The organism is Lamprobacter modestohalophilus (genome assembly GCF_016583905.1).
Classification (GTDB): Bacteria; Pseudomonadota; Gammaproteobacteria; order Chromatiales; family Chromatiaceae; genus Lamprobacter; species Lamprobacter modestohalophilus.
In genome coordinates this window covers 1-22,988 of record NZ_NRRY01000002.1, presented here as the reverse complement: position 1 = coordinate 22,988, position 22,988 = coordinate 1, and the positions used below count along the sequence as shown (strand labels likewise).

The 22,988-nt window shown below is 62.0% G+C and carries 28 protein-coding genes; 14 read left to right on the top strand and 14 right to left on the bottom strand.

The genetic code is table 11. The features are described 5' to 3' along the window. Window positions 1-127 precede the first annotated feature (127 nt). The 4 genes from CKO42_RS01200 to CKO42_RS01185 are packed head-to-tail and all read left to right on the top strand — an operon-like array spanning window position 128 to window position 4,542. Window positions 128-2,068 carry a penicillin-binding protein activator gene (locus tag CKO42_RS01200; RefSeq protein WP_200237084.1) on the top strand — a complete coding sequence of 647 codons (1,941 nt, stop codon included), beginning with the start codon at window positions 128-130 and terminating at the stop codon, window positions 2,066-2,068. A 57-nt stretch (window positions 2,069-2,125) separates the two neighbouring features. Continuing rightward, window positions 2,126-2,494, top strand: a complete 369-nt coding sequence (locus CKO42_RS01195; protein WP_242479040.1) for a YraN family protein — start codon at window positions 2,126-2,128, stop codon at window positions 2,492-2,494. After that, window positions 2,472-3,146, top strand: coding sequence for a BON domain-containing protein (locus CKO42_RS01190; protein ID WP_200237079.1), 675 nt, complete (start codon window positions 2,472-2,474; stop codon window positions 3,144-3,146). The genes CKO42_RS01195 and CKO42_RS01190 overlap by 23 nt, the downstream gene beginning before the upstream one ends. Further along, window positions 3,136-4,542, top strand: a complete 1,407-nt coding sequence (locus tag CKO42_RS01185) for an FAD-binding oxidoreductase (protein ID WP_200237076.1) — start codon at window positions 3,136-3,138, stop codon at window positions 4,540-4,542. The genes CKO42_RS01190 and CKO42_RS01185 overlap by 11 nt, the downstream gene beginning before the upstream one ends. Window positions 4,543-4,570: 28 nt before the next feature. On the opposite strand, the gene CKO42_RS01180 is transcribed toward CKO42_RS01185, so the two are convergent. Beyond that, complete coding sequence (locus tag CKO42_RS01180; protein WP_200237073.1) at window positions 4,571-5,122, bottom strand: RNA pyrophosphohydrolase; 552 nt, start codon at window positions 5,120-5,122, stop codon at window positions 4,571-4,573. 266 nt (window positions 5,123-5,388) lie between these two features. Here CKO42_RS01180 and CKO42_RS01175 point away from each other — a divergent pair, with 266 nt between their 5' ends. From CKO42_RS01175 to CKO42_RS01155, 5 genes are all read left to right on the top strand, one after another. Further along, window positions 5,389-6,045 (top strand): histidinol-phosphatase, encoded by a 657-nt coding sequence (locus CKO42_RS01175; RefSeq protein ID WP_200237070.1) that lies wholly within the window; start codon window positions 5,389-5,391, stop codon window positions 6,043-6,045. A 142-nt stretch (window positions 6,046-6,187) separates the two neighbouring features. Continuing rightward, window positions 6,188-6,946, top strand: a complete 759-nt coding sequence (locus CKO42_RS01170) for a GNAT family N-acetyltransferase (RefSeq protein ID WP_200237067.1) — start codon at window positions 6,188-6,190, stop codon at window positions 6,944-6,946. A 9-nt stretch (window positions 6,947-6,955) separates the two neighbouring features. After that, window positions 6,956-7,768, top strand: coding sequence for a lysophospholipid acyltransferase family protein (locus CKO42_RS01165; protein ID WP_200237064.1), 813 nt, complete (start codon window positions 6,956-6,958; stop codon window positions 7,766-7,768). Continuing rightward, complete coding sequence (locus CKO42_RS01160; RefSeq protein WP_200237061.1) at window positions 7,765-9,024, top strand: glycosyltransferase family 4 protein; 1,260 nt, start codon at window positions 7,765-7,767, stop codon at window positions 9,022-9,024. The genes CKO42_RS01165 and CKO42_RS01160 overlap by 4 nt, the downstream gene beginning before the upstream one ends. Beyond that, window positions 8,996-9,523 (top strand): phosphatase PAP2 family protein, encoded by a 528-nt coding sequence (locus tag CKO42_RS01155; RefSeq protein WP_200237058.1) that lies wholly within the window; start codon window positions 8,996-8,998, stop codon window positions 9,521-9,523. The genes CKO42_RS01160 and CKO42_RS01155 overlap by 29 nt, the downstream gene beginning before the upstream one ends. A gap of 131 nt (window positions 9,524-9,654) precedes the next feature. Here CKO42_RS01155 and CKO42_RS01150 read toward each other — a convergent pair whose 3' ends face one another. Together CKO42_RS01150 and nadC are read right to left on the bottom strand one after the other, a co-directional pair. After that, window positions 9,655-10,050 carry a sulfur globule family protein gene (locus CKO42_RS01150; RefSeq protein ID WP_200237054.1) on the bottom strand — a complete coding sequence of 132 codons (396 nt, stop codon included), beginning with the start codon at window positions 10,048-10,050 and terminating at the stop codon, window positions 9,655-9,657. Window positions 10,051-10,271: 221 nt separating this feature from the next. Continuing rightward, window positions 10,272-11,168 carry a carboxylating nicotinate-nucleotide diphosphorylase gene (gene nadC / locus CKO42_RS01145; RefSeq protein WP_200237051.1) on the bottom strand — a complete coding sequence of 299 codons (897 nt, stop codon included), beginning with the start codon at window positions 11,166-11,168 and terminating at the stop codon, window positions 10,272-10,274. Between the two features lie 264 nt (window positions 11,169-11,432). Between nadC and ampD the strand changes: the two genes are divergently transcribed. Next, the gene (ampD, locus tag CKO42_RS01140) at window positions 11,433-11,999 is read left to right on the top strand and encodes a 1,6-anhydro-N-acetylmuramyl-L-alanine amidase AmpD (protein ID WP_200237047.1); all 567 of its coding nucleotides are present in this window, start codon (window positions 11,433-11,435) and stop codon (window positions 11,997-11,999) included. 132 nt (window positions 12,000-12,131) lie between these two features. On the opposite strand, the gene CKO42_RS01135 is transcribed toward ampD, so the two are convergent. Next, window positions 12,132-12,989, bottom strand: a complete 858-nt coding sequence (locus CKO42_RS01135) for a UDP-2,3-diacylglucosamine diphosphatase (protein ID WP_200237043.1) — start codon at window positions 12,987-12,989, stop codon at window positions 12,132-12,134. Between the two features lie 361 nt (window positions 12,990-13,350). Here CKO42_RS01135 and CKO42_RS01130 point away from each other — a divergent pair, with 361 nt between their 5' ends. From CKO42_RS01130 to CKO42_RS28420, 3 genes are all read left to right on the top strand, one after another. Next, window positions 13,351-14,574 carry an argininosuccinate synthase gene (locus CKO42_RS01130; RefSeq protein ID WP_200237038.1) on the top strand — a complete coding sequence of 408 codons (1,224 nt, stop codon included), beginning with the start codon at window positions 13,351-13,353 and terminating at the stop codon, window positions 14,572-14,574. Between the two features lie 157 nt (window positions 14,575-14,731). Beyond that, window positions 14,732-14,959 carry a DUF433 domain-containing protein gene (locus CKO42_RS01125; protein WP_200237034.1) on the top strand — a complete coding sequence of 76 codons (228 nt, stop codon included), beginning with the start codon at window positions 14,732-14,734 and terminating at the stop codon, window positions 14,957-14,959. Further along, window positions 14,956-15,057 (top strand): DUF5615 family PIN-like protein, encoded by a 102-nt coding sequence (locus CKO42_RS28420; RefSeq protein WP_200237029.1) that lies wholly within the window; start codon window positions 14,956-14,958, stop codon window positions 15,055-15,057. The genes CKO42_RS01125 and CKO42_RS28420 overlap by 4 nt, the downstream gene beginning before the upstream one ends. Before the next feature lie 8 nt (window positions 15,058-15,065). Here CKO42_RS28420 and CKO42_RS01115 read toward each other — a convergent pair whose 3' ends face one another. From CKO42_RS01115 to CKO42_RS01095, 5 genes are all read right to left on the bottom strand, one after another. Beyond that, entirely contained in the window at window positions 15,066-15,515 is a 450-nt protein-coding gene (locus CKO42_RS01115) for a gamma-butyrobetaine hydroxylase family protein (RefSeq protein ID WP_200237025.1), read from the bottom strand. A 99-nt stretch (window positions 15,516-15,614) separates the two neighbouring features. Then, a complete protein-coding gene (gene hemH / locus CKO42_RS01110; protein ID WP_200237019.1) occupies window positions 15,615-16,670 on the bottom strand; it encodes a ferrochelatase in 1,056 nt (351 codons plus the stop codon). A gap of 151 nt (window positions 16,671-16,821) precedes the next feature. Next, the gene (locus tag CKO42_RS01105; protein WP_200237016.1) at window positions 16,822-17,373 is read right to left on the bottom strand and encodes a hemerythrin domain-containing protein; all 552 of its coding nucleotides are present in this window, start codon (window positions 17,371-17,373) and stop codon (window positions 16,822-16,824) included. A gap of 29 nt (window positions 17,374-17,402) precedes the next feature. Beyond that, window positions 17,403-19,103: a potassium channel family protein gene (locus tag CKO42_RS01100; protein WP_200237013.1), complete on the bottom strand. Its 1,701-nt coding sequence runs from the start codon at window positions 19,101-19,103 to the stop codon at window positions 17,403-17,405. Window positions 19,104-19,140: 37 nt separating this feature from the next. Then, window positions 19,141-19,524, bottom strand: coding sequence for a DUF6394 family protein (locus CKO42_RS01095; protein ID WP_200237009.1), 384 nt, complete (start codon window positions 19,522-19,524; stop codon window positions 19,141-19,143). A gap of 147 nt (window positions 19,525-19,671) precedes the next feature. Between CKO42_RS01095 and CKO42_RS01090 the strand changes: the two genes are divergently transcribed. Then, window positions 19,672-20,559 (top strand): alpha/beta fold hydrolase, encoded by an 888-nt coding sequence (locus CKO42_RS01090; RefSeq protein ID WP_200237005.1) that lies wholly within the window; start codon window positions 19,672-19,674, stop codon window positions 20,557-20,559. Window positions 20,560-20,599: 40 nt separating this feature from the next. Here CKO42_RS01090 and CKO42_RS01085 read toward each other — a convergent pair whose 3' ends face one another. The 5 genes from CKO42_RS01085 to CKO42_RS01065 all read right to left on the bottom strand — a co-directional run. Continuing rightward, window positions 20,600-20,779, bottom strand: coding sequence for a hypothetical protein (locus tag CKO42_RS01085; protein ID WP_200237002.1), 180 nt, complete (start codon window positions 20,777-20,779; stop codon window positions 20,600-20,602). After that, complete coding sequence (locus tag CKO42_RS01080) at window positions 20,780-21,148, bottom strand: type II toxin-antitoxin system VapB family antitoxin (protein ID WP_207148625.1); 369 nt, start codon at window positions 21,146-21,148, stop codon at window positions 20,780-20,782. Window positions 21,149-21,202: 54 nt separating this feature from the next. Continuing rightward, window positions 21,203-21,982 (bottom strand): hypothetical protein, encoded by a 780-nt coding sequence (locus CKO42_RS01075; RefSeq protein ID WP_200236996.1) that lies wholly within the window; start codon window positions 21,980-21,982, stop codon window positions 21,203-21,205. A gap of 6 nt (window positions 21,983-21,988) precedes the next feature. Continuing rightward, complete coding sequence (locus tag CKO42_RS01070; RefSeq protein ID WP_200236992.1) at window positions 21,989-22,237, bottom strand: restriction endonuclease subunit S domain-containing protein; 249 nt, start codon at window positions 22,235-22,237, stop codon at window positions 21,989-21,991. 10 nt (window positions 22,238-22,247) lie between these two features. Then, on the bottom strand, window positions 22,248-22,988 hold a 741-nt coding region (locus CKO42_RS01065), incomplete at its 5' end, for a PDDEXK nuclease domain-containing protein (RefSeq protein ID WP_200236989.1).

Below are 22,988 nucleotides of genomic sequence, written 5' to 3'. Positions count from 1 at the left end.
AACCATTTCGCCCTACCCATGGAGGTCAGTGCACGCGATGGCTGATCACCATGAACACGACGTATGCTGCCGAAGCGCAGTCTCTCGCTTCGGCTCGACCCCATCGGTTTCATCTTCGGAGTCAATGATGCCCGCTCATCACCTCGGTCGACAGTCCCAGCAACTCACCCCAACAACGATGCGTCAAGACCGCTCGAGTCCCCAAGCAAAGGCGAAGGCTCATGTGCATCGCGCCTCGCAACCCCGGACGCTGCCGCGATCGCTGCACGCGAAAATCAGCTCAACCGCGCGGTTTGCCGTCCTAGCCTTGATCATCGGTGCCAGCCTGATCGCTGGCTGCGCGATAGACCCCGTCAAAGACGCCAACCGCTTACTCGACAGCCTACCGCCAAATGCGCTCGCGGAAGCCCGCAAATTGGAGCGCGACGACCAACCTGGCGCGGCGGCTGACGCCTATCTCGCCCTAGCCAAGACCACCGCACCGCCAGCGCGCCAACAGCTCGAGATCGAAGCAGCGAAAGCACTGCTGCGGGCCGGTGACGCACAGCGCGCAAGCCGCATCCTGTTGGCACTCGATCAAGCGGCATTAACCGCCTCGCAACGCCAGGCCGCACTGCTGCTGCAGGCCGATGTCGCACTCAGCCGAGGCCGCGCGGCCGAGGCGATCAGCACCCTCGATCGCGTCAACCCGGGCGCACTGACAACGGAGCTGAAAACGCAATACTTCGGCTCCCTAGCAGCGGCTTATCGACTCAACAAAGCGCCCGTGCGGGCCGCCGAGAAGCTCGATCAGCTCGACCGGCTGCTCACCTCGTCCGATGCACGCATGGACAACCAAGTCTCGCTACTCTTCACCCTGAGCAGTCTCAGTAAGACGAGTCTCGCGCAGGCCGAAAAAACCGCCAAAGGACGCATGCGCGGCTGGATTGAACTCGCACAGTTACTCGCTGGGCAGAGCACAGCCACCCCGGAGCTCAATGCCAGCCTCAAATCCTGGTGGGGCAAGAACCGCTCGAGCCATCCCGCGCTTGCCGGACTTGATGATGCCTACTTCGCGACGCTCGCAGGCGGCTACGCTGCTGGCACCAACGCACTGGTTCTACTGCCAACCAGCGGACAATTTGGCGCTGCAGGCGGAGCCATTAAAGACGGCATCATGGCCGCCTACGAAGCCGATCGCAGCGGCACCCGCCCCAGCCTAAGCTTTGGGACAGATAGCGCCTCAGCATACGCAAAGGATGTCGACGCCGGCGCCAGCCTGGTGATTGGGCCGCTACAGAAATCATCCGTGACCGCGCTTGCCCGCCAAGGCGCACTGCCGGTACCGACTCTGGCCCTCAACCGCGCCAGCGGTGCGACGACGCCGAACCTTTACCAACTCTCGCTCGCCCCGGAAGACGAGGCCATGAACGCCGCCAACTACGCCTTCTCAGGGGGGCTGAAGCGCGCGGCACTGGTCTATCCCCAGAGCCCCTGGGGCTCACGCATGGCCGATGCATTCCGCAGCCAGTGGCGGGCGCTCGGCGGCACCCTCGTCGCACAGCCAACCTATGGCTCAGTCAGCAACGCGGCCGAAGCTGTGGCCAACAGCGAGGCGCAGGTGGTGTTCCTTGTCGCCACAACTGAGAATGTCGCCTCACTTTGGCAAGCACTGCGGCTCACGGGGGTCGAGGTCCCCGTCATCGCGACCTCGCACGTCTACGATGGCGCATTCAATCCCTCGCGAGATCAAACCTTGGCCGGCCTCTACTTCGTCGACATCCCCTGGCTGCTCGACCAGCAACGCTCCGATAGACTCTCACGTCAAGCCCTGCAAGGAACTCTGGGCGACGTCAGCGGTCCTCTTGCGAGACTCTATGCGATGGGCATCGACGCCTATCGGCTCAGCCCGCGCATTAGCGAGATGGGCCGCCAGCCTGGGACCTTCTTTCCCGGCGAGACCGGTGGCCTGAGCGTCGACTCGCGCGGCCATGTGCAGCGACAGTTGACGCTGGCGCGCTTCACCAGTTCGGGGGTGGCCACTGCAGAGCGCATCGACGCTGTCGAACCTGAAGCCAGTGGCGATTGAACGCATGCACGGTCATCAACCAGCCCGCACGTCAAGCGCTCGATCTTGACCGCCATCTTGACCACTAAGGCAACACCCTGGCGCAAACGGCTCGGCGACTATCAGGAGCAGCAAGCCCGTAGTTATTTGGAGCGGGAAGGCCTCGACCATGTCGCCAGCAATGTGCGTTGCAAGCGCGGTGAGCTGGACCTGGTGATGCGCGATGGCGAGACACTGGTGTTTGTTGAAGTCCGCTTTCGTGCATCCGCTCGTTTCGGCGGCGCTGCGGCAAGTGTCGACCCACGCAAACAAGCGCGCCTCACCGCGGCTGCGGCCTATTATCTTCAACGCCACTCGATCAATCTGCCATGCCGGTTTGACGTCATCGCCATCGATGGCGCCGGCGCCATTCAATGGATTCGTCATGCCTTTGCTGCCAGCTCCTAATCTGATTCGAGTGCTCCTGATCGCCTCAGCCATCGGCCTAACCCCGCTACTCCAGGGCTGCGCGCCGGCGGCAGTGGTCGGAACCGCATACGGCGCCTCGGTCCTGCATGAGCGCCGGTCAGCAAGTACCGTGCTCGACGACGAGATGATCGAGATCAAGGCGAAACACCTCTTCTACCAGACCCCGGAGGTCGAGCAGGCGAGCCGTATCTCGATCACCAGCTACAACTTCCAGGTGCTCCTGACCGGCCAAGCCGACAGCGCTGAGGTGAAGCGGCGCTTCGCCGAGATCGTGAGTCAGCTACCAAAGGTCACCAAGGTCTACGATGAGGTTCACATCGGACCGCCGATCTCGCTCACGCAAGAGAGCCAGGATGCATTAATCACCTCACGCGCCAAGATCGCGATCGGCGGTGGCAGAGGCGTCAAGGGGTTCGACGCAACCCGCGTCAAGGTCGTCACCGAAGACGGCATTGTCTATCTGATGGGCCTGGTCACGCGTGAAGAGGCTGATACCACGACCGAGGTCGTACGCCGACTGCCCGGCGTCGTCCGCGTCGTCAAGTTGTTCGAATATATCGAGCCGAAATCGCTATCGAGCAGCCCATCAGCAACCGATTCGACAGCGCAGACACACACTGATGGCGCTTAATCAGTCCGCCATCCAGGGCCTGGCCGCGATTGTTGGCCCAAAGTCTCTTCTGACTGACCCAGGCGACTGCTGGCCTTACGGCTACGACAATAGTCGCCGCCAGGGTCTGCCCGCAGCGGTTGCCTTCGTCAGCAACGCGGAGCAAGTCGAGGCGCTGGTTCAACTCGCCAACCAACACAGCTTTCCCGTTACCGCGCGCGGGCTCGGCACCGGAACCACCGGGGCCACGGTGCCGGAGCGCAACGGCATCGTCATCGCCTTCGAGCGCATGAACCGTATCCTGCGCATCGACCCGGCCAACCGACTCGCCGTGGTCGAGCCAGGGGTCGTCAACGAGACCCTGCAGCGCGCCTTGGGCGAGCACGGCTTCTTTTGGCCGCCCGACCCCACCAGTGCCGCGATCTGCACCATTGGCGGCAACCTGGCCTACAACTCAGCCGGCCCGCGCGCAGTCAAATACGGCACCCCGCGCGAGAACACCCTAGGCTTAGCGGCAGTCACCGGCAGCGGCCAGCGCATTCGCGCTGGCGTCCTCACCACCAAGGGCGTGGTCGGCTATGACCTGACCCGCCTGATCATCGGCTCCGAGGGCACTCTCGCGCTGATCACTGAAGCGACGCTCAAGCTCACCCCTGTGGCGGAGGCGAAGCAAACCCTGCGGGCAACCTATCGCGATATCCACGCCGCAGCGGACGCGGTGGCGGCCATCATGGCGCAGCCGATCACACCTTGCGCCCTGGAATTCATGGACGCCGCGGCGATCGACATGGTGCGCCAATACTCCGACCTCGGCGTCAGCGCCGACACGGGTGCGCTCTTGATGATCGAGGTCGACGGACCGGCTGACTGCGTTTCGGCCACCGCCGATGCCGTCGCCTCAGCGGCCCGCAATCCCGGCCTGCTCGACCTCAGCGTCGCCCGCGATCGCGAACAAATCGCCGCACTCTGGCGCACCCGCAAGGCCCTCTCTCCGGCGCTGAGGCATGTCGCACCCAAGAAGATCAATGAAGACGTGGTGGTGCCGGTCTCCCGGATCGCGACCTTTATCGATACCCTCGAGCAGCTCGCGCACCAGTATCGCATCCGCATCGTCAACTTCGGCCATGCGGGTAACGGCAACATCCATGTCAACCTGCTGGTCAATCCAGACGACGTTGATGAGATGGCACGCGCAGCCGACTGCCTGGCCGGCGTCTTCGATTGCGTCGTCGCGCTTGGCGGCACCCTCTCCGGTGAGCACGGGGTCGGGCTCGAGAAGCGGGACTTCATCGACCGCGAGATCGACCCACCCGCACTCGCTCTGATGCGCGCCATCAAGGCGCAGTTTGATCCAAACGGCATCCTCAACCCCGGCAAGGGGCTCCCGCTCATCGCGCCCGAGATCGCGCCCGAGTAATGAGGCAGGCGGCCTGTAAGAACCTCAGCTAACGCCGGCGCTGGCGCAAATAGCCGCGGCTACCCTGTTGGACCTGCGGAGCCATGGTATCGACTGCCGGAACGCCATCCGGATAGAGCAGCGGCGCCAGCTCGTGCAACGCACGTTCGTAGACGCGGCGCTTGAAGTAGACGACATCCTGTACCGGATACCAGTAGCGGACCCAGCGCCAGGCATCGAACTCAGGCTTTTCACTGCGATCTAGGCAAAAGTCACCTTCCCCGCATTGGACCCTCAGCAAGTACCACACCTGCTTTTGGCCAATGCAGATCGGACCGCAGTGACGCCGGATAAAGCGCTTGGGCAAGCGGTAGCGAAGCCAGCCTCGCGTGCAGCCAAGGACCTTGACATGTCCTGGCAACAGGCCGACCTCCTCCTCCAGTTCGCGATACATCGCCTCGAGCGGTGTCTCGTCGGACTTGATCCCACCCTGTGGAAACTGCCACGCGTTTTGCCCGACACGGCGCCCCCAGAACAGGCGACGGTCTGCGTTGCTCAAGATGATGCCGACGTTTGGCCGGAAACCGTCCCCGTCGATCAAGTTGCTGTACCTTTTTGAGTTTCGTTGGCATTCTTCCACAATCTGCCTAGCAGCTTCAAATCCCGCGAAGGGCCACAGAGACTCCATTTCCTCCCTAGCCCACACCTGCTAACGCATTTACCACCCGATTCTGCCCCCCATTCAGACCCTGATTCAGACTCAGCGCAGACCATTCCGGGCCATGCCGGCGCCAAAGCCAGGCGAGAGTATGGCCAAATCCGAGATAATCGCAGCCTCATCAGCCAAGCTGTCTCTAAGGCCAAGCCATGCCTCTTGCCATCTTCGATCTTGACAATACACTGCTCGGCGGGGATTCCGATTACCTGTGGGGGCGTCACCTCATCGACCTCGGCGTCGTCGACGGCGAACAGTACGAGCGAGCCAACCAGCAGTTCTACGACGACTACCGCGCTGGACGGCTTGATATTGACGCTTTTCTGCGCTTCTCGCTCGCGCCCCTGAGCCAACACCCTCGCGAACAGCTCGAGCGCTGGCGCGAAGCCTTCATCCGCGAGCGCATCGAGCCGATCATGCTGCCAGCGGCACATGCCCTGGTTGAGCAGCACCGAAGCAACGGTGATACGCTCATGATCATTACCGCGACCAACGCCTTTGTCACCGCGCCCATTGCCGAGCGGTTCGGCATCGAACACCTGATTGCAACCGAGCCCGCCCTGGTTGACGGACACTATAGCGGCCAAACCGTCGGCACACCGGCGTTTCGCGAAGGCAAGGTTGAGCGCCTCCGTCAGTGGCTGGATGCGCATGCGGCAAGCTTGAGCGGCAGCGTCTTCTACAGCGACTCGATCAATGATCTGCCATTGCTCGAGACGGTGGACTTCCCGGTCGCGATCGATCCTGACGAGCGCCTGGCCGCCATCGCCCGTGAGCGTGGTTGGCCGATCCGATCACTGCGCAACTGACGGCAAAGCGCTGCCAGCAGAGCACGGCCAGCAGAGCACGGCCAGATCCGTGCTGTCATCGACCTGTCATCCTGGCGCCATTGGATCGACATCTGCCTCCGCTAGACTGATAAGTTACCCCGTAGTGATGGTCGGAGCGAACATGGGAGCAAGTGCACCTGCGCTTAGTTTCAAACGCGGTGAGCGTCTTTTCGTCGAGCTAGCCGATTCCCCGGAGGCCGTTCGAGAAGCACAAGCACTGCGCTACCAAGTCTTTGGCGAAGAGCTTGGCGCTAAGCTCAAAGCCGGCGAAAATGGGCTCGATATCGATGAATTCGACGCTTTCTGCGAGCATCTCTTGGTCCGCGAGACCAAAACCAACCGCGTCGTCGGCTGCACGCGCTTGCTCAGTAACCAGGGCGCTGAACGGATCGGCACTTTCTATTCCGAGAGCGAGTTCGAGCTTGGCATCATCCCGTCGTTGCCCGGCCGCCTGTTAGAGCTTGGCCGCACCTGCGTCTCTCATGAATGCCGCCACGGCTCCGTCATTGCGGTACTCTGGTCAGGCGTTGCCCAGTATATTCAGCAACACCAGGTCGACTACCTGTTTGGCTGCGCCAGCGTTCCCCTCGGCGAGAACGACTGCCAAGCCGCCGCCATCATGAACCGCCTACGTCGCCAGGCAATGGCACCGAAAACCATGCAAGTCATTCCCCGAGTCCCGCTTCTGACAGGTGTCGGCGCTACCGATGTGCTAGACGCACCCCTCCCGGCATTGCTCAAGGGCTACGTACGCCTTGGCGCCGTTGCCTGCGGCGAGCCCTGCCGCGACCCCGATTTTGAGGTCGCCGATGTCTTGATGCTGCTCGATATGCGCTCGCTCAACCCGAGCTACGCTCGGCACTTTCTGGAGCGCATCTAGGAATCGCAGATGGCTCGACCAAACCCGGGCAGCCTACGAGCGACGGTTCGCGCCGTCGGAATCGGCGGGCATCTGCTGTTTGGCGCACTCATCGTTCTCGGATTGGCACTCTGGCGTACGATTGGCATCGGCAGCATTAACAACACACGTCCGATCATCGTTCGCTGGTGGTTCCAGCGGCTCACGCCGATGCTCGGACTCAAGATCCGCGTTCAGGGATACTCAGCGAAACACGCCTTGCTGGTCGCCAACCACATTTCCTGGCTCGATGTCCCGGTTCTCGGGTCAATCGCGCCGATCAATTTCCTCTCCAAGTCAGAGGTGCGCCGCTGGCCGATGATCGGTTGGATGTCGGCTCAGATCGGAACACTCTTCATCAAGCGCGGCGGCAACCAAACCGCTGATCTGATCGCACGCATCGCTGAACAGGTCCGCGAGCGACAGGCGGTCGCCATCTTTCCGGAAGGAACCACCAGCGATGGCCACCAACTGCGGCGCTTTCACCCGCGGCTGCTTGCCGCAGCGCAACAACCCGGGATCGATGTGCAGCCGGTTGCGATCCGTTACGGTTCGAATCACAGCCCTGACCTCATCGCACCCTTTATCGATGACGACACACTGATCGGACATCTGTGGCGCGTTCTCTGCCAACCTCAGACTGAGGTCGAGGTGCACTTCCTCGAGATCATCGCCGGCGCGAACATGGACCGGCGCACGCTCGCCGCCAACTGCGAGTCCCAGATTGCGCAGGCCCTTGGCATCACAGTCGCCGCAGATCGCTCCAACGCCCGGCGGCGTGCCGGCGAGGAAAAACGCCGATGACGACGCCCAAAGCCGACGCCCAGAGCCCACAGCCGCCAATCGCGCAGCCGAAACTGCACGTCGCGCTGGTCACAGAGACCTACCCGCCAGAGATCAACGGCGTCGCCAATACCTTGGCGCAGATCGCACGCGGGCTCGAGCGCCGAGGGCATCGGGTCAGCTTGGTCAGACCACGTCAGCCCGCCGATCGACAGCGATCAGGCGCCGGCAATACCGAGCGCAGTCGGCTACCAGGGCCTACCGAACTGCTCGTCGGCGGCCTGCCATTGCCTGGCTACCGCGGGCTGCGCTTCGGCCTCCCAGCACTGGGCAAGATTCATCGTCGGTGGCGCGACGCGCGACCGGACGCGGTCTACATTGCCACCGAAGGCCCGCTCGGTCACGCAGCCCTCCAGGTCGCTGCACGTCAAGGCATCCCCACGCTCACCGGCTTCCATACCCAGTTTCAGCAGTACTGCAGCCATTACGGTGTTGGCCTGCTGATGCGGCCGATCATCGATATCCTGAGGCGCTTCCACAACCGATCCGGAGCGACGCTGGTGCCAACTCAAGCGCTGCGGGACGACCTTGCCGTTGCCGGATTCAAGAACTTGCATGTGCTCAGCCGTGGCGTCGACACCGAGCGTTTTTCGCCACATTATCGCAGCGAGAGGCTGCGCACATCCTGGGGCTGCAGTGAGGAGACGCTGGTTGCGCTCTATGTCGGGCGAATCGCCGCAGAAAAGCACATCGACCTTGCGATCGAGGCCTTCGAGCGCATTCAGCGTGTTCAGCCCAACAGTCGGTGTGTCCTGGTCGGCGATGGGCCGGAACTCGCGCATCTGCGCCGCCAGCATGGCCACCATGTCTACACCGGCGCCAAGGTGGGGGAAGAACTGGCCACGCACTATGCCTCGGCCGACTTGTTCGTCTTCCCGAGTCTCACCGAAACCTTCGGCAACGTCCTCACCGAAGCGCTAGCCAGCGGCGTCGCAGCACTCGCATTCGACTATGCGGCTGCTCGCGAGCACCTGCACGATGACCGAAACGGCTATAGTGTGGTGATGGGCGATCGCGCGGCCTTTCTTCTGCGCGCAGAACAGGCCGCCAGTGATCGCACGCGACTGCGGCTGTTTGGACAAGAAGCCCGGCGAACAGCGGAATCGCTGAGCTGGGACCGTGTGATCAGAGACCTTGAACACCATCTATACTCAGTGATCGACTGCGCCAGCAACCAGGGTGAGCGCCATGAACCCATTCCTGCGACTGCTGAATGAGTTAGAAACTCCCGTCTGTCGACGTTGGAGCAAGGCCCATCAACGCCCTTGGCTGTTACATCCCTTTGCGCTGATCAGCCGGCTCGGGAACGGTGTCTTCTGGTACAGCTTGATGGCCATACTGCCAATCGTTGACGGCATCGACGGACTCAAAGCGGCTTTGCACATGCTGTTAACGAGCGGGGTTGCGCTCGTCCTCTACAAAAGCCTTAAGGGCTATACCCGACGAGTTCGGCCCTGCCATTACGCGGCCGACATTGCTGCCAGCGTCCCACCGCTAGATCGCTTCAGCTTTCCATCCGGGCATACGCTGCACGCGGTCAACTACTCGACCATCGCGCTCTTCTACTATCCGAAGTTGGGTTGGCTCTTGATCCCGTTCACCCTACTGGTGGCGGCATCACGAGTTGTGCTCGGCTTGCACTATCCGAGCGACGTCATCGTTGCATCCGCCATCGGACTCGCGCTTGCCTACAGCAGCCTGTTGTTGGTCGCTTAAACGGGCCGCGGCCAGGCAAACCAAATTCGCATCTGCGGGCCTGAGCGTCAGACGCAAAAAATCCGGCAGCCGACCTCAACCTTGAGGCCGGCCGCCGGATTCGGGGCCGTTAAGTTGGCTTAACGCTCAGCTTACTTGGCTTCAGGCGCAGCAGGAGCGACTGGCGCACCATATGGCGCGGCACCATACGGGGCTGCGTAAGGAGCACCGCCGTAAGGGGCGCCATAGTAAGGAGCGCCGTAGCCGCCGTAGTAGGGGTTGCCGTAGCCGCTACCGTAGCCGTAGCCGTCGCCGCGGCCATAGCCGTAACCACGCCCACGACCATATCCACGACCACCGCCACTCATGCTCATGTTGAAGTCGCCGTAGCCATCGCCGAACATGTCGCTAAACATGTCGCCCATGCCGTCACCCCAACCATTGCCGTATCCACGGTCACCGTAACCAGGACCACCCCACCATGCGCTGGCAGAAGCGGACACACCAAGAAGCACGGCAACGGCTGCGGCAGTAGCAAGCTTTTTCATCTAATTTCTCCGAATTCGATTTTGTCTGGGTTGCAAGCGTCGCCGCATGTGCTGCGACAACGGAGTTAATTATATTAGCGTTTTCTAAAATTGATATTCAGTAATGCCTATCACATTCCCCACCTCGATAGACATGACAAATAGAGGGCTCGCACGCCCAACATTGCGCAGCGGCACACCGGGACAGCCGACACACCATCACGCGCCCCCGACAACATGGCTCAGGCTAACGGTGCTGAGCGTAAACGCATGGAAAGGTCGACCGCCTCAACGTGCTTAGTCAGACCTCCAACCGAGATATCGTCGACCCCGGTCTCCGCGATCACCCGCAGCCGATCCCGGGTGATGCCACCAGAGGCCTCCAACCTCGAACGCCCCGCCGTCAACTCCACTGCCCGTCGCAGCTCGGGCAAGCCGAAGTTATCCAACAGCACACGCTCGACCCCAGCGTCCAAGGCCTCGCTCAACTCATCCAGCGATTCGACCTCGATCTCGACCGGCGCATCCCCAGCCAGTCGCCTTGCTGCAGCGATCGCCGCACGGATCGATCCCGCCGCACTGATGTGGTTCTCTTTAATCAGGATCGCGTCGAAGAGGCCCATCCGGTGATTGTCGCAACCGCCGCAGACAACCGCATATTTCTGCTGCCGCCGCAAACCGGGTAGCGTTTTGCGGGTGTCGAGGATGCGCACCGGCAGCCCCGCCACCATATCGGCATAGCGTCGGGCGCGGGTCGCGGTACCAGACAGCAGCTGCAGGTAGTTGAGCGCGGTGCGCTCACCGGTCAGAAGTTGGCGCAAATTCCCACGCAATGAACAGAGCAGTTGCCCCGGCAACACCCGCTCACCATCGCGCGCGTGCCATTCGATCTCGACCAACGGATCGAGCTGACGGAACACCTGATCGAACCAGGCCACGCCACAGAGCACGGCGTCGTCCCGAGTCATGACCTCTGCGCGCGCCACCGCATCCACCGGCAGCAGCTGGGCGGTAAGATCCCCATCGCCAACATCCTCGGCCAAGGCATCGCGGACTTGCGCCTCGATCAGCGCTGGCGGTGGCAGATATCGCGACAACGACGCTGCACTCGGGTCGGAGACAGGGACAACAGTAGGCATGAGATCAGATCCTCGGCATGTAGAAATAACAAGCACATGGATCAAAAGCACGGGCAACAAGGAGATCAGGCAGAGCGCACTGAGGTAGGTCAGCGTCCTTATTGCGCTCGTGCCCGAGGCATGCGCGCGGCCTCAATTGTCGCCTATAGTCGGGACTTTGGAATCACTAAATGCGACCGCGCAGAACGATTGATTCAGTGCAGGCTGGTGATGAAGGTGGGTGATGAAGGTGGGTAATGAACCTGGGACCTGGGTGATGAGCGGATGATCGATGTGACCGACCCCAAGCTTGATGCGGCCGGCCGACTGAGCATCGCACGCTGGATCGCTTCTCCGAACGCCAACGAGCGCCCAGAAGGCATCGGGCCCGACCTGCTGGTCATCCATAACATCAGCCTGCCACCAGGGCAGTTTGGCGGCCCCTGGATCGAGCAGCTGTTCTTGAACCAGCTCGACCCCAGCGCCGACCCCTTCTTTGCCAGCATTGCCGGACTGCAGGTCTCGGCGCATCTGCTGATCCGCCGGGATGGCGAGCTGCTGCAATTTGTGGAGCTTGGACGCCGCGCTTGGCATGCAGGACGCTCGTCGTTCCGAGGGCGCCCAGAGTGCAACGACTACAGCATCGGCATCGAGCTAGAGGGAGCGGATGATGTCGCTTTTTCGGACGCCCAGTACGAACGGCTCGCGGAGGCGACAAGCCTGATCCGCACTCGGTATCCCGCCATCACCCGCGACCGGATCACCGGTCATGAGCAGATTGCTCCGGGGCGCAAAACCGACCCTGGCCCCGCATTCGACTGGCAGCGTTATCTCAACAGCCTGCCGGGCTGAATCCGCGACAGTCGCTAAGCGCAGCGCGACGCCTTAATGCAATTGATGCAATTGATGCAGCCGAGTGGCTGCCGCGGCCACTTCAGACGCTCCAGTGCCGGAAGACCGACTGATGCTCCCGGAAGATCAAGACTAGCCGGCGCGCGCGATAATGGCAGCCGCGGCGGCAGCGGCAGCAGGACGAGAGACCGGCTGCGGCTGAGCCAGCGGCTGCTCCGAGGTCAGCACCTGCTGCGCGTCGGTCCAGCGCAGCAGCTCGATGGTGCCGTCGTGATGCTCGACCAGCGCCGTGCAGCTCTCGACCCAATCGCCACAGTTGCAGTAGGTCACGCCATCGATGTCGCGAATCTCGGCATGATGGATATGACCACAGATCATGCCGTCGACATCGCGCCGCCGGGCCTCCTCGGCCACCGCCTCTTCAAAGTTACCGATATAGTTGACCGCATCCTTGACCCGGTGCTTCAAATAGGCCGCCAGCGACCAGTAGCCGAAGCCGAACCGGCGCCGTAACGCATTCAACCGATGATTGGCCGAGAGCAGCAGATCGTAGAGCCGCGAACCGAGCATCGCCAGCCAGCGCCCGTTCTGCACCACCTGATCGAACTTATCGCCGTGCATGATCAGGAACTGCCGACCATCGGCGGTGGTATGCACCAGCTCATCGCGCAGCTTCACCTGACCGTACTCCGAGCCCAGGTGATCGCGCAGGATCTCGTCGTGATTGCCCGGCACATAGACCACCTCGGTGCCATCGCGCGCCTTGTCCAAGATCGCCCGCACCACATTGTTGTGCGACTGCGGCCAGAACAGACCGCTCTTCATCGCCCAGACATCGATGATGTCGCCGACCAGGTACAGTTGCTTGCAGTCGGTCGCTTGCAAAAAATCGAGCAAGAATTCGGCTTGGCAGCCGCGAAACCCGAGATGGACGTCCGAGATCCAGATGCTCCGGTACTTCAACGGCCGTAGATGTGTTACCTGGCTCATGCTGCTCAGGCCCCAGTAAAATGACGTAGCGGCCATGGTCTCGCGTGTTTGTTGCGAGAGGATGCACATGCGATGAAGATCTAGTGAACATGCCCGCGCCGCGGTCGCACCGCCGAGGCACCTTGCTGCCTGCGGCAAGCCGCCGCGCACGCGTATACTGGCGCCCTAACGCTCATGGCGCGGCGCCACCCCGGATACTGAATCGCATGCGATTCAAATCGCGTGAGATTCAGGTTCAGTGGCGATCGATGTCCGACTTGCCGATACTTGCCAATACTTGCCGACCCATGCCCTCAGGTCAGGACAGCATCGGCGCACCCCCTTTAACCGCAGACTTAAAACTGAAACGAGGCGTTTTTCCATGGCACGCGAATCCGTGAACAAGGTCGTCCTCGCCTACTCCGGCGGGCTCGATACCTCGGTGATCCTGACCTGGCTGCAGGAGGAATACGACTGCGAGGTGGTCACCTTCACCGCCGACATCGGTCAGGGCGAAGAGGTCGAGCCGGCCCGCGCCAAGGCCGAAGCCGCCGGCATCAAAGAGATCTACATCGAAGACCTGCGCGAAGAGTTCGTGCGCGACTTCGTCTATCCGATGTTCCGCGCCAACGCCATCTACGAGGGCGAATACCTGCTCGGCACCTCGATCGCGCGGCCACTGATCGCCAAGCGCCTGGTCGAAATCGCCAGCGAGACCGGCGCCGACACGATCAGCCACGGCGCCACCGGCAAGGGCAACGATCAGGTCCGCTTCGAGATCAATGCGCTGGCGCTGAGGCCCGACATCAAGATCATCGCCCCCTGGCGTGAATGGGTTCTGCTCTCACGCGAGAAGCTGATGGCCTATGCTGCCGAGCACGGCGTACCGGTCGAGCAGAAGCGCGACGGCACCAAGTCGCCCTATTCGATGGATGCCAACCTGCTGCACATCTCCTACGAGGGCTACGACCTGGAAGACCCCTGGGTCGAGCCGGGCTCGGGCATGTGGCGCTGGACCCGCGACCCCGTCGATGCGCCCAACACCCCGCAGGAGATCGAGCTGACCTATCGCGCCGGCGACATCACCGCCATCGATGGCAAGCCGATGTCCCCCGCTGAGGTCCTCGCCGAGCTCAATCGCATCGGCGGCGAGCACGGCATCGGCCGCGCCGACATCGTCGAGAATCGCTACGTCGGCATGAAGTCACGCGGCTGCTACGAGACCCCAGGCGGCACCATCATGCTCAAAGCGCATCGGGCCATGGAATCCCTGACTCTCGACCGCGAGGCCGCGCACCTGAAAGACGAGCTGATGCCGCGCTATGCCACGCTGATCTACAACGGCTATTGGTTCAGCCCCGAGCGGATGATGCTGCAGGCCGCCATCGATGAGAGCCAGCGCGTGGTCAACGGCCAGGTCCGGCTCAAGCTCTACAAGGGGAATGTGCTGGTGGTCGGCCGCCAGTCAGACAGCGACAGCCTGTTCGATGAGTCGATCGCGACCTTCGAGGATGACGCCGGTGCCTACGACCAGAGCGACGCCACCGGCTTCATCAAGCTGAATGCTCTGCGGTTGCGGGTGGCTGGGCGTCGTCGCGGGCGCTGAGCGGCTTGTATCCTCGAGCGCTGGCATCGGTCTCAGTTCCAGCCCAGCGATTGGCGATCGCTGCGTCATCAGGGCTTCTGGCCCTAATGCTGTCAGGCTAGGGATGGCGCAAGCACCTAATACGCGCTAATCATTACACTGTTGCAGGAGGCGCATCATGGATTACCGGGATCGCATCACGATCGAGCCGGACAAGCGCGGTGGCAAGCCATGCATCCGCAGCCTGCGGATTACCGTATACGATATTTTGGGTTATCTAGCATCAGGGATGAGCGAGGCTGAGATTCTTGCGGATTTTCCGGTGCTGGAGCCGGCAGACATCCGCGCGGCGCTGGCGTTCGCCGCGGACTTCGAGCGTCGCCTCATGGCGATACCGAGCCTGTGAGGCTCCTGCTTGATCACAATCTGTCACCGCGGCTCGTGCGCATGCTTGCCGATTTGTACCCACAATGCACGCATGTCCAACAGATTCCGCTGCGCTGACAGCGCCATCAGGCCCCTGACGGCTGGCTGACCTGGTTCGCTGCAGGCAGCTCGGAGGGCACCTCGCCACGCTCGCGCAAGACCTCGAACGGGTCCGGCGCGCTGCGCTTGCGGCCAACATCACTGAGTCGGCTCAGATAATCCAACCACAATGGTTGCCAGCCGCGGCCGAGCTTATACAAGTACTGCCAGTCGTAGAGGCCAGAGCGGTGTTTATCGTCGAAGACGATCTTCACCGCGTAGCTGCCGATCTGCTGCAGATCGGTGATGTTGACCTCCTCCTTGCCGACCTGCAGTTTCGCTTGGTCGGGCGTATGGCCACGCACCTCGGCGGAGGGCGAATAGACGCGCAGGTATTCACAGGGCAGTCGAAAGCGCGCACCGTCGTCGTAGGCGATCTCGAGGATGCGGGATTTCTGGTGCAGGTTGATCTCGGTCGGCAGCGGATGCTGTTCCATCGGTCGGCAACTCCGTAACGGCTTTAGTCTGCCGATTCAGGTGCGGACGCCAACCGGGTTTGCAATGTTGCCGCGCCGAGAGATCGAGGCGATCTGGCCTCAGGCCGCCTCGGCCCGAGCAAGCCGTTCGACCTCCGGCCAACCGCCGCAATGCCGTTCGATCAGTCCGGCCAGCATCTCCAGATGCGCCGGATCATCGTTCAGGCAGGGGATGTAGTGATACTCCTTACCACCGGCATCGATAAAGTAACCGCGATTCTCGACATCGATCTCCTCCAGGGTCTCCAGGCAATCCGCCGAAAACCCAGGCGCGATCACATGCACGCTCTCGACGCCATCCGCCCCCCAGAGCTTCAGCGTCTCGTCGGTGTAGGGCTGCAGCCACTCATCGCGACCCACCCGCGACTGGAACGAGACCATCCAGCGGTCATCCTCTAGCCCCAGGCGCTCGGCGACCAGGCGCGCGGTCTTATGACAATGGCAGTGGTAGGGATCACCAGCCATGAAGTAGCGCTTGGGGATGCCATGGAACGAGAACAGCAGTCGCTCCGGCTCGCCATGCTCGGCCCTGGCAGCACGAATGCTATCGCACAGCGCGTCGATGTAGCCTGGCTCGTCATGGTAATGGTTGATAAAGCGCAGCTCGGGCAGCCAACGCCATGTGGTCAGCTCATTGGTGACCGCATCGAAGGTCGAGGCCGTGGTGGTGGCCGAGTATTGGGGATACAGCGGCAGTACCAGCAACCGACGCACGTTCAGGCTCTTCAACCGACTGAGGGCCTCGGGCACCGATGGCTTGCCGTAGCGCATACCAAGCTCGACATGCACCCGGCCACCGAGTCGCTCACTGAGGAGGGGCTGCAGCCCAGCAGCCTGCCGCCGAGCGACATCGAGCAGGGGCGAGCCTTTGTCGGTCCAAACCGCTTGATAGGCCTTGGCTGAACGGCTCGGGCGCACGCGCAAAATCACCCCATGCAGGATCAACCACCAGATCGGCCGCGGTATCTCGACAACACGCGGATCTTTGAGAAATTCAGCCAAATAACGGCGGACGGCCGTCGGGGTTGGCGCCTCCGGGGTACCAAGGTTCAACATGAGCACGCCCAGGTGCTCTGACATGTCGTGTTCAAAGCCGACGACGCTCTTATATTTCATCGGGGTCCCATGGGTTGTGCGCGTTTTCCCTGATCTCTATCACCAAGTCCACAGATTGGCGCGCGCCGAGCCGGGTTTCAACCGGATTGCGCAATTATCGTCAAAGCCCTCAGCCACTGCGCAACCCACAAGGGGCTGCGCTACTGGGCTGTCAGGCCTCCTGCGAGCCCTTGAGCTGACGCAGAATCGCCCGAAATCGCAGCGGATCATCCTGCCCAAAGACCGGGTCCTGCACATCCGGCGCCGCCGCCAGCAGCTCATCCCAATCAGCCGCCGACAAACAGGCCAGGGCTAATGGAAACGCCTGCTCGTCCTCAAGCCGCAAGTGCTCGCGCAGTTGCGTGATGAGCTCGCGCCCGCGACGCTCGACATCCTCACGGCGCAACACCGCCTCGTGCACGATCCCCTCCAGCGATTCCTTAAATCGCCGGTTGAGCTGCCCCAACCCCTGATGCTGCTGCATCAGCTGCTGCAACAGCGCGTGTCCGGGGCCTTGCTGCGCCAGTACGCGGGCAAAGATCAGGTCTTCGCTGGGATGATGCACCTGATCGGCATAGTCGATCAGGTACTCCATCAGCTCGCACATCAGCTCGTAGTCAGGCTCGAGCCCATCGCGAAACTCATCGAGCAACCCCTCGAGCAGCCCAAGCAGCTGCTCGAGTCGGCGATGATCTTGATCGAGACGCTGCAATAGCTCGTTCATTCCGGCCACCTCTCGGTGATGCGTTGCAATCAGGACTGGCGCCGCTGCAGCCAGCGCCACAGGCTACCCCGCGGCAGGCTGACACCGGTCACCACATAGGTCAGCACGTCGGGGTTGTTGAGCGTCCACTGCATCCAGTCACGCGCCTCAGGCCGACCGCAGAGTAGCAGTTGATCGCCGACGCGTAAGCGCTGGCTGAGGTCGGGCAGCACACAGCAGTGCGAGCCGCGGGTGTGCATCAAACAGATCGCCGCCAACGGATCATCGCGGTTGCGCGGATCGCGGATCAGGTCTTGCAAGCTCGGCTCCTGACCTTGGCCCGTCAGCTGGTTGGCAACCGGCCCGAAGGTCTCGCCCACCTTGAGCTCCCAAAGGATCGGCGGACGTTCGTCCGCTAGCGCGACGATGCGACTAAACAGCTCGCAAGACCAGCTATCAGGCTCCCTGTCTGCCTGACTCACGAATTCGGTCAGCAGCGGGGCGCTCAGCAGGATACGAATCCGCTGCGCCACGATCAGGCTCGGATGCATCAGGATATCCGCATCCACCGCTCGGAACAGCTCCTCATTCATCAGCTGATTCTCCCGCACCACGGTGAACAGGTTCGGGTTCAGCTCCTTTGCGGTCATGATGATGGACAGATTGTTGGCATCATTATCGGTGCCGGCAATGATGCCGACCGCGCGATGGATATCGGCTTGCTCCAAGGTGACGGCCTCGGTGCCGCGCCCCTTGATCAGAGCCCCCGGCGGCAGGCCGGTGCGTTCCGGCTCCATCTCGACCACAATCAGCTCCACCCCCTGCGCGGCGAGTTGGGAATACAGCGCCTTGCCAAAGCGACCATAGCCACAGATGATCCACAGCCCCTCGGCCGGCGGGTAGATGGGCTCAGGCAACATCGAACTGTGCAGCTGGCCGAGCCAGTCCTGCAAGGATGTCAGGCAGGGCGAGTCGATCGCGGTACTGAGATAGCGGGCGAAGATATCAAAGGGGTCATAGATATGGTCGGTGCCGAACGAGGCCATGTTGGCCTCGACATCATGCGAGTCCGCGCGGCAAATCACCTTGGCATCGGGATGCATCAGCTTGGCCGCCAGCGCCACCTTCAGATTCACCTCGTTGGATGAGGTCAGCGCCAACACGCCGGCACAGTACGGGCTGCGTAGCCCAGCCAAGAGCAAAGAATCGGGGCGGCGCACATCGGCACGCAGCGCGGGCACGAACTCTTGCAGCGATTCAAGCTTGAGCAGATCGATCCGCTCCGGATTATTGTCGAGCACCACGGCCCGTTGACTGCGCTCAGTCAGCGCCCGCACCAGGCCGCTGCCGGTCTGCCCATAACCGCAGACCAGATAGAAGTCCTCCTTGATACGTCGCACATGGCCGGCAAAACGGTGCTCCTCCATGGTCCGGCGCAGCGCCTTGTCCTGCAGCAGCGCGATCATCGAGCCGACCGAATACAGCCAGCCGGTGACCGTAGCGTAGATACAGACCGTGACCCAGATGCGCTGCGCATCACTAAATGCCTCCGGCAGCTCACCAAAGCCGATCGTCGTCGACATGTAGCTGACGAAGTAGAAGGCATGGAAGATGCTCAGATGCCAGCGGCTACCGTCCGGATGTTGTCCAGGGATCAGCACGAGCCCGATGATCGCGACCGAATAGAGCACGATCAGCGTGAGCAGCGGCGCACGCATGCGCCGGAGGATGAGAAAGATGACGCTATCCAAGCGCAAACCCCGCTGGCTGAGTTCTCGTCTCAGCCGCTTAGCGTCGCAGCATGGTGGTTTCGATGATCAGCAGGATCACCGAGACGATGTTGGCCACCATGGCGCCCGCGGCAAGCGAGACGACACTGGACAGCACGGCTGGGGTGAAGCCGTCCGCCGAGGCATGCGCGGCGATGGTCCAGATCACCGCCCCGGCAATCAACTGCAGGATCGCCACCAAACTGGTCGCCAGCAGCACGGCGCCCATCTGAGAACGATCGCCGAGCTTGAGCACGGTGGCGATCAGATTCACCACCAACACCACAGCAAGCTCGAGCGCATGATGATGATCCGGATTGTCGATCTCGCCGTAGACGAAGCCAAAGTTCAGCGTCAGGGCAAGCAGGATGAAGAATCCAAAGACGACCTTCTCGGGATTCATGCGGTTCTCCTCGTACAGCGCGGACAGTCGTAGGTCAGGCGCGTATCCTATACCGATTTGGTGCCGCGGGCTTCAGCGCTGAGCGCCGTCCTACGCTCGCCGCTCGCCGCTCGCCGCTCGCTAACCGCGCACAGGCGCCTATACCTTATGAGCCAATCGCCCCAGATCCCGCCTTTACCGGAGGCGCTCAACGCCCAACGGGCCGAGCTACGCACCGCCCAGGCCGGACGCATCGCCTACTACCATGACCCAGCGGGCGAGGGTCGACCGCTGGTCTTGGTGCACAGCATCAACGCCGCGCCGAGCAGCTACGAGGTCAAACCGATCTTTGAGCATTACGCCGGCCACCGCCCGGTCTACAGCATCGAACTGCCCGGCTTCGGCCATTCCGAGCGCGCCGATCGCCCCTACTCCGCCGAGCTGTATGCCAACGCCATCCGCGTCCTGCTCGAAGACGTGGTGCAAGCGCCGGCGGATCTGCTCGCCCTGTCACTGAGCACCGAGTTCGCCGCGCGCGCTGCACTCGGCTCGCCGGCCAGCGTCGCCTCGTTGGTGCTGATCTCGCCCACCGGCTTCTCCCGCCGGCCGCTACCGCCGATGGGCCTCGGTCGCGGCCTGCATGGCGTGCTCGGTGCACCGCTCTGGAGCCAAGGACTCTATGATCTGGTCGCCTCCAAACGCAGCATCCGCTACTACCTCGGCAAGTCCTTCCGCGGCCAGCCACCGCAGGCGTTCCTCGACTACGCCTACGCCACCTCCCACCAGCCAGGCGCCCGCTACGCACCGCTGATCTTCCTCTCGACCCAGCTGTTCACCCGCAACGCCGTCGACAAGCTCTACGCCCGCCTGACCAAGCTACCGGTGTTGGCGATCGCCGACCGCGATCCCTACGTCACCTTTGAAGAACTCGACGACCTGGTCTCGCGTCAGCCCAACTGGCAGCACGAAACGCTCGCCCCGCATCTGGGGCTGCCGCAGTGGGAGCAGCCGGAGGCGCTGTTTGATGCCTTGGATCGGTTCTGGACTGGGGTATGAAAGACATACTGCAAGGCGCTGGCGCAGTTGGAGCGGCGCATCACGTTACAAATCCGATCACGCTGAGTCCATCATCGGCCAGTGCGACATAGGTCTTGCCAAAGCCACGGCGATGTTGCTGTCCGGCCTGCCGTTGCAAAAAGTCGTTTAGTGACGGGTGGCCGCAATCGAAACTGTCACGCCGATGCTGGCGATCCAGCAACTGGATAGGTGGCGCCATTCAGTTTCGCGCCATCAAGGCACGCAAGGCTTCGGTAGGCTCCTTGGCTGCTTCGCATTCGGCCACGAAGTCAGTGAATGCCTGTCGAGAAAGCGTCAGCGTGTCGTGAACGGCGACCATTTGCCGAGCCGCCTCGTCATCTGTGTACACCTCGGGCGTCGCGCCACCCAATGCAGCCAGCCGCTGTGCGGCTTGCACGCGAATGAAGGTACGGATGGCCTCGCGGAACAGCTCGGCCTTGTCCATGTCCGGGTCGGCAAGTTCGAGCGCCTGTTGATACAAGGTGTCATCGATTGTGACGGTGGTACGCATGGCGAAGCTCCTGATGTTGGCGTCGATGATGATGACATCATGCATCAATGCAGACATCAATGCAGACATCGAGTCAGCGGCGGATGGATACAGATGTCAGGATAATCATGCCTATCCCACCCCGAGAATCCATCCTTCTATCTCGGCTTTGGTGCGGTCAGGAGGGGTCAGGGAGGGTGCGAGGAATCCTGCAAGGCGATCATCGAGGTCGGCTTGACGAAGCCAGGCGGCGACGGCATAGGCGTCGTGCTGATCCGGGGTGCCGCCCTCGGTGGGGAAGTCATGCTTCCAGAGGGCTGGGTAGACCTCAGTCACCGCTGACCGACCTTCCGGGATCTCCCAACCGTCGAAGGGCCAGCAGTGCAGTCGATCGCCGAGCTGCCGACGCAGAGACAGCAGCCAAGGCAAGCCAGCGTGCGTGGACTTGGCAACCTGACCCTGGACGTCGAAGTGGAAGACCGACTTGGCCGTGCCGGCACGCACCTCCGTCAGCCGTCGCCAACGGGGATTGCCGGTACGCAGCGCCCCTTGGCCGACATCGCCGTCGCGGACGAAGTCGACATAGATGTCCTGATCGGTTGGCCAATGCCGTTGGAAGTCTTCGAGGAAGGTCGGCCAGTCGAGCGGCAGCTGGTGAGCCTCGAAATAGGCCAATGGAAACGAGAAGGCGTGATCGATGCCGACCAGTGTGGGTCGGTCTTCTGCCAGTCGCTCCGCCAGGTACTGCGCGAGGCCGCTGCGTGTCCAATACTTGCGCGGGCTCGGCGGCGGTGGGATCTCGACCGGCGGCTCCGTGCGCGTCGCTGCGTAGAGGCGCAGGCCCTTGAGGCTGCTGCTGGGAGTCTGCGCGCCGGAATAGTCGATGCCGAGGTAGCGTTCAAATTGCGGCATGGGCGGTCAGGCGGCGGTGAGTTCGGCGACGAGGGCGGAGAGAAGATTCGCTGCGCTGGTGCGGGAGGCGTCGAGTTGAGCTTCCAGTTGGTCGACCAGAGCCATCAGTTGGTCCACTTTGGCGACGATGCGGCGTTGTTCGGCGATGGGTGTCTTCTCCAACGCACCGGGAGCGTCGGCGAAGGGGTCGAACCTCTCGAAGAAGCATGAAGATTGAAGGATAAGGGTTGAAGGGTCAGCGCAATCTGTTTTCATCCTTCAACCTTCAACCTTCATCTTTCATACTTGAAGACAGCTCCGTCTCAATATCATCAATACTCGGCAAGCTGCTCTCCAATTCCGCTGGCAACGCCCGCGTCAGCTCGTAGTCAGCAACACCAATCGGCTTATTAATGTCGCGCAGGGCATATTCCGCGAGGATTCGGTCTTTCGTCTGACACAGGATGAGCCCGATGGTTGGCGCGTCCTCTTGGTGACGAAGCTGGTCGTCGACGACCGAACAGTAGAAATTCATCTTCCCCGCATATTCGGGCTTGAAGTCACCCTTCTTGAGATCCACCACGACGAAGCAGCGCAGGTGCAGGTGAAAAAACAGCAGATCGAGATAGAACTCGCGGTCGCTGACCTCCAGCCGATATTGGCGGCCGACGAAGGCAAAGCCGCGTCCGAGTTCGATCAGAAATTTCTGAATGTGGGTCAGCAGCCCGGTTTCGAGTTCGCGCTCGCGGAAGGGTTCGTCCAGCGTCAGAAAGTCGAAGAGGTAGGGGTCTTTGAGCAGCCCCTGAGCAAGCGCGGCGTGGAGCTGCGGCAGTGTAGTGGAGAAGTTTGTGACGGCGGCACCCTGACGTTCGTGGGCGCGGTTCTTGATCTGAACGGTAATGGAATGGTCCGCCCCGCTCCTCCAACACACCCCGAGCGGGCACAATAAGCGATGATGAGAACCCATCGTCAACCAAGGTAGCGGAGCAGACCAATGACAGAGACTCACAAAGACCGGGCCATCACG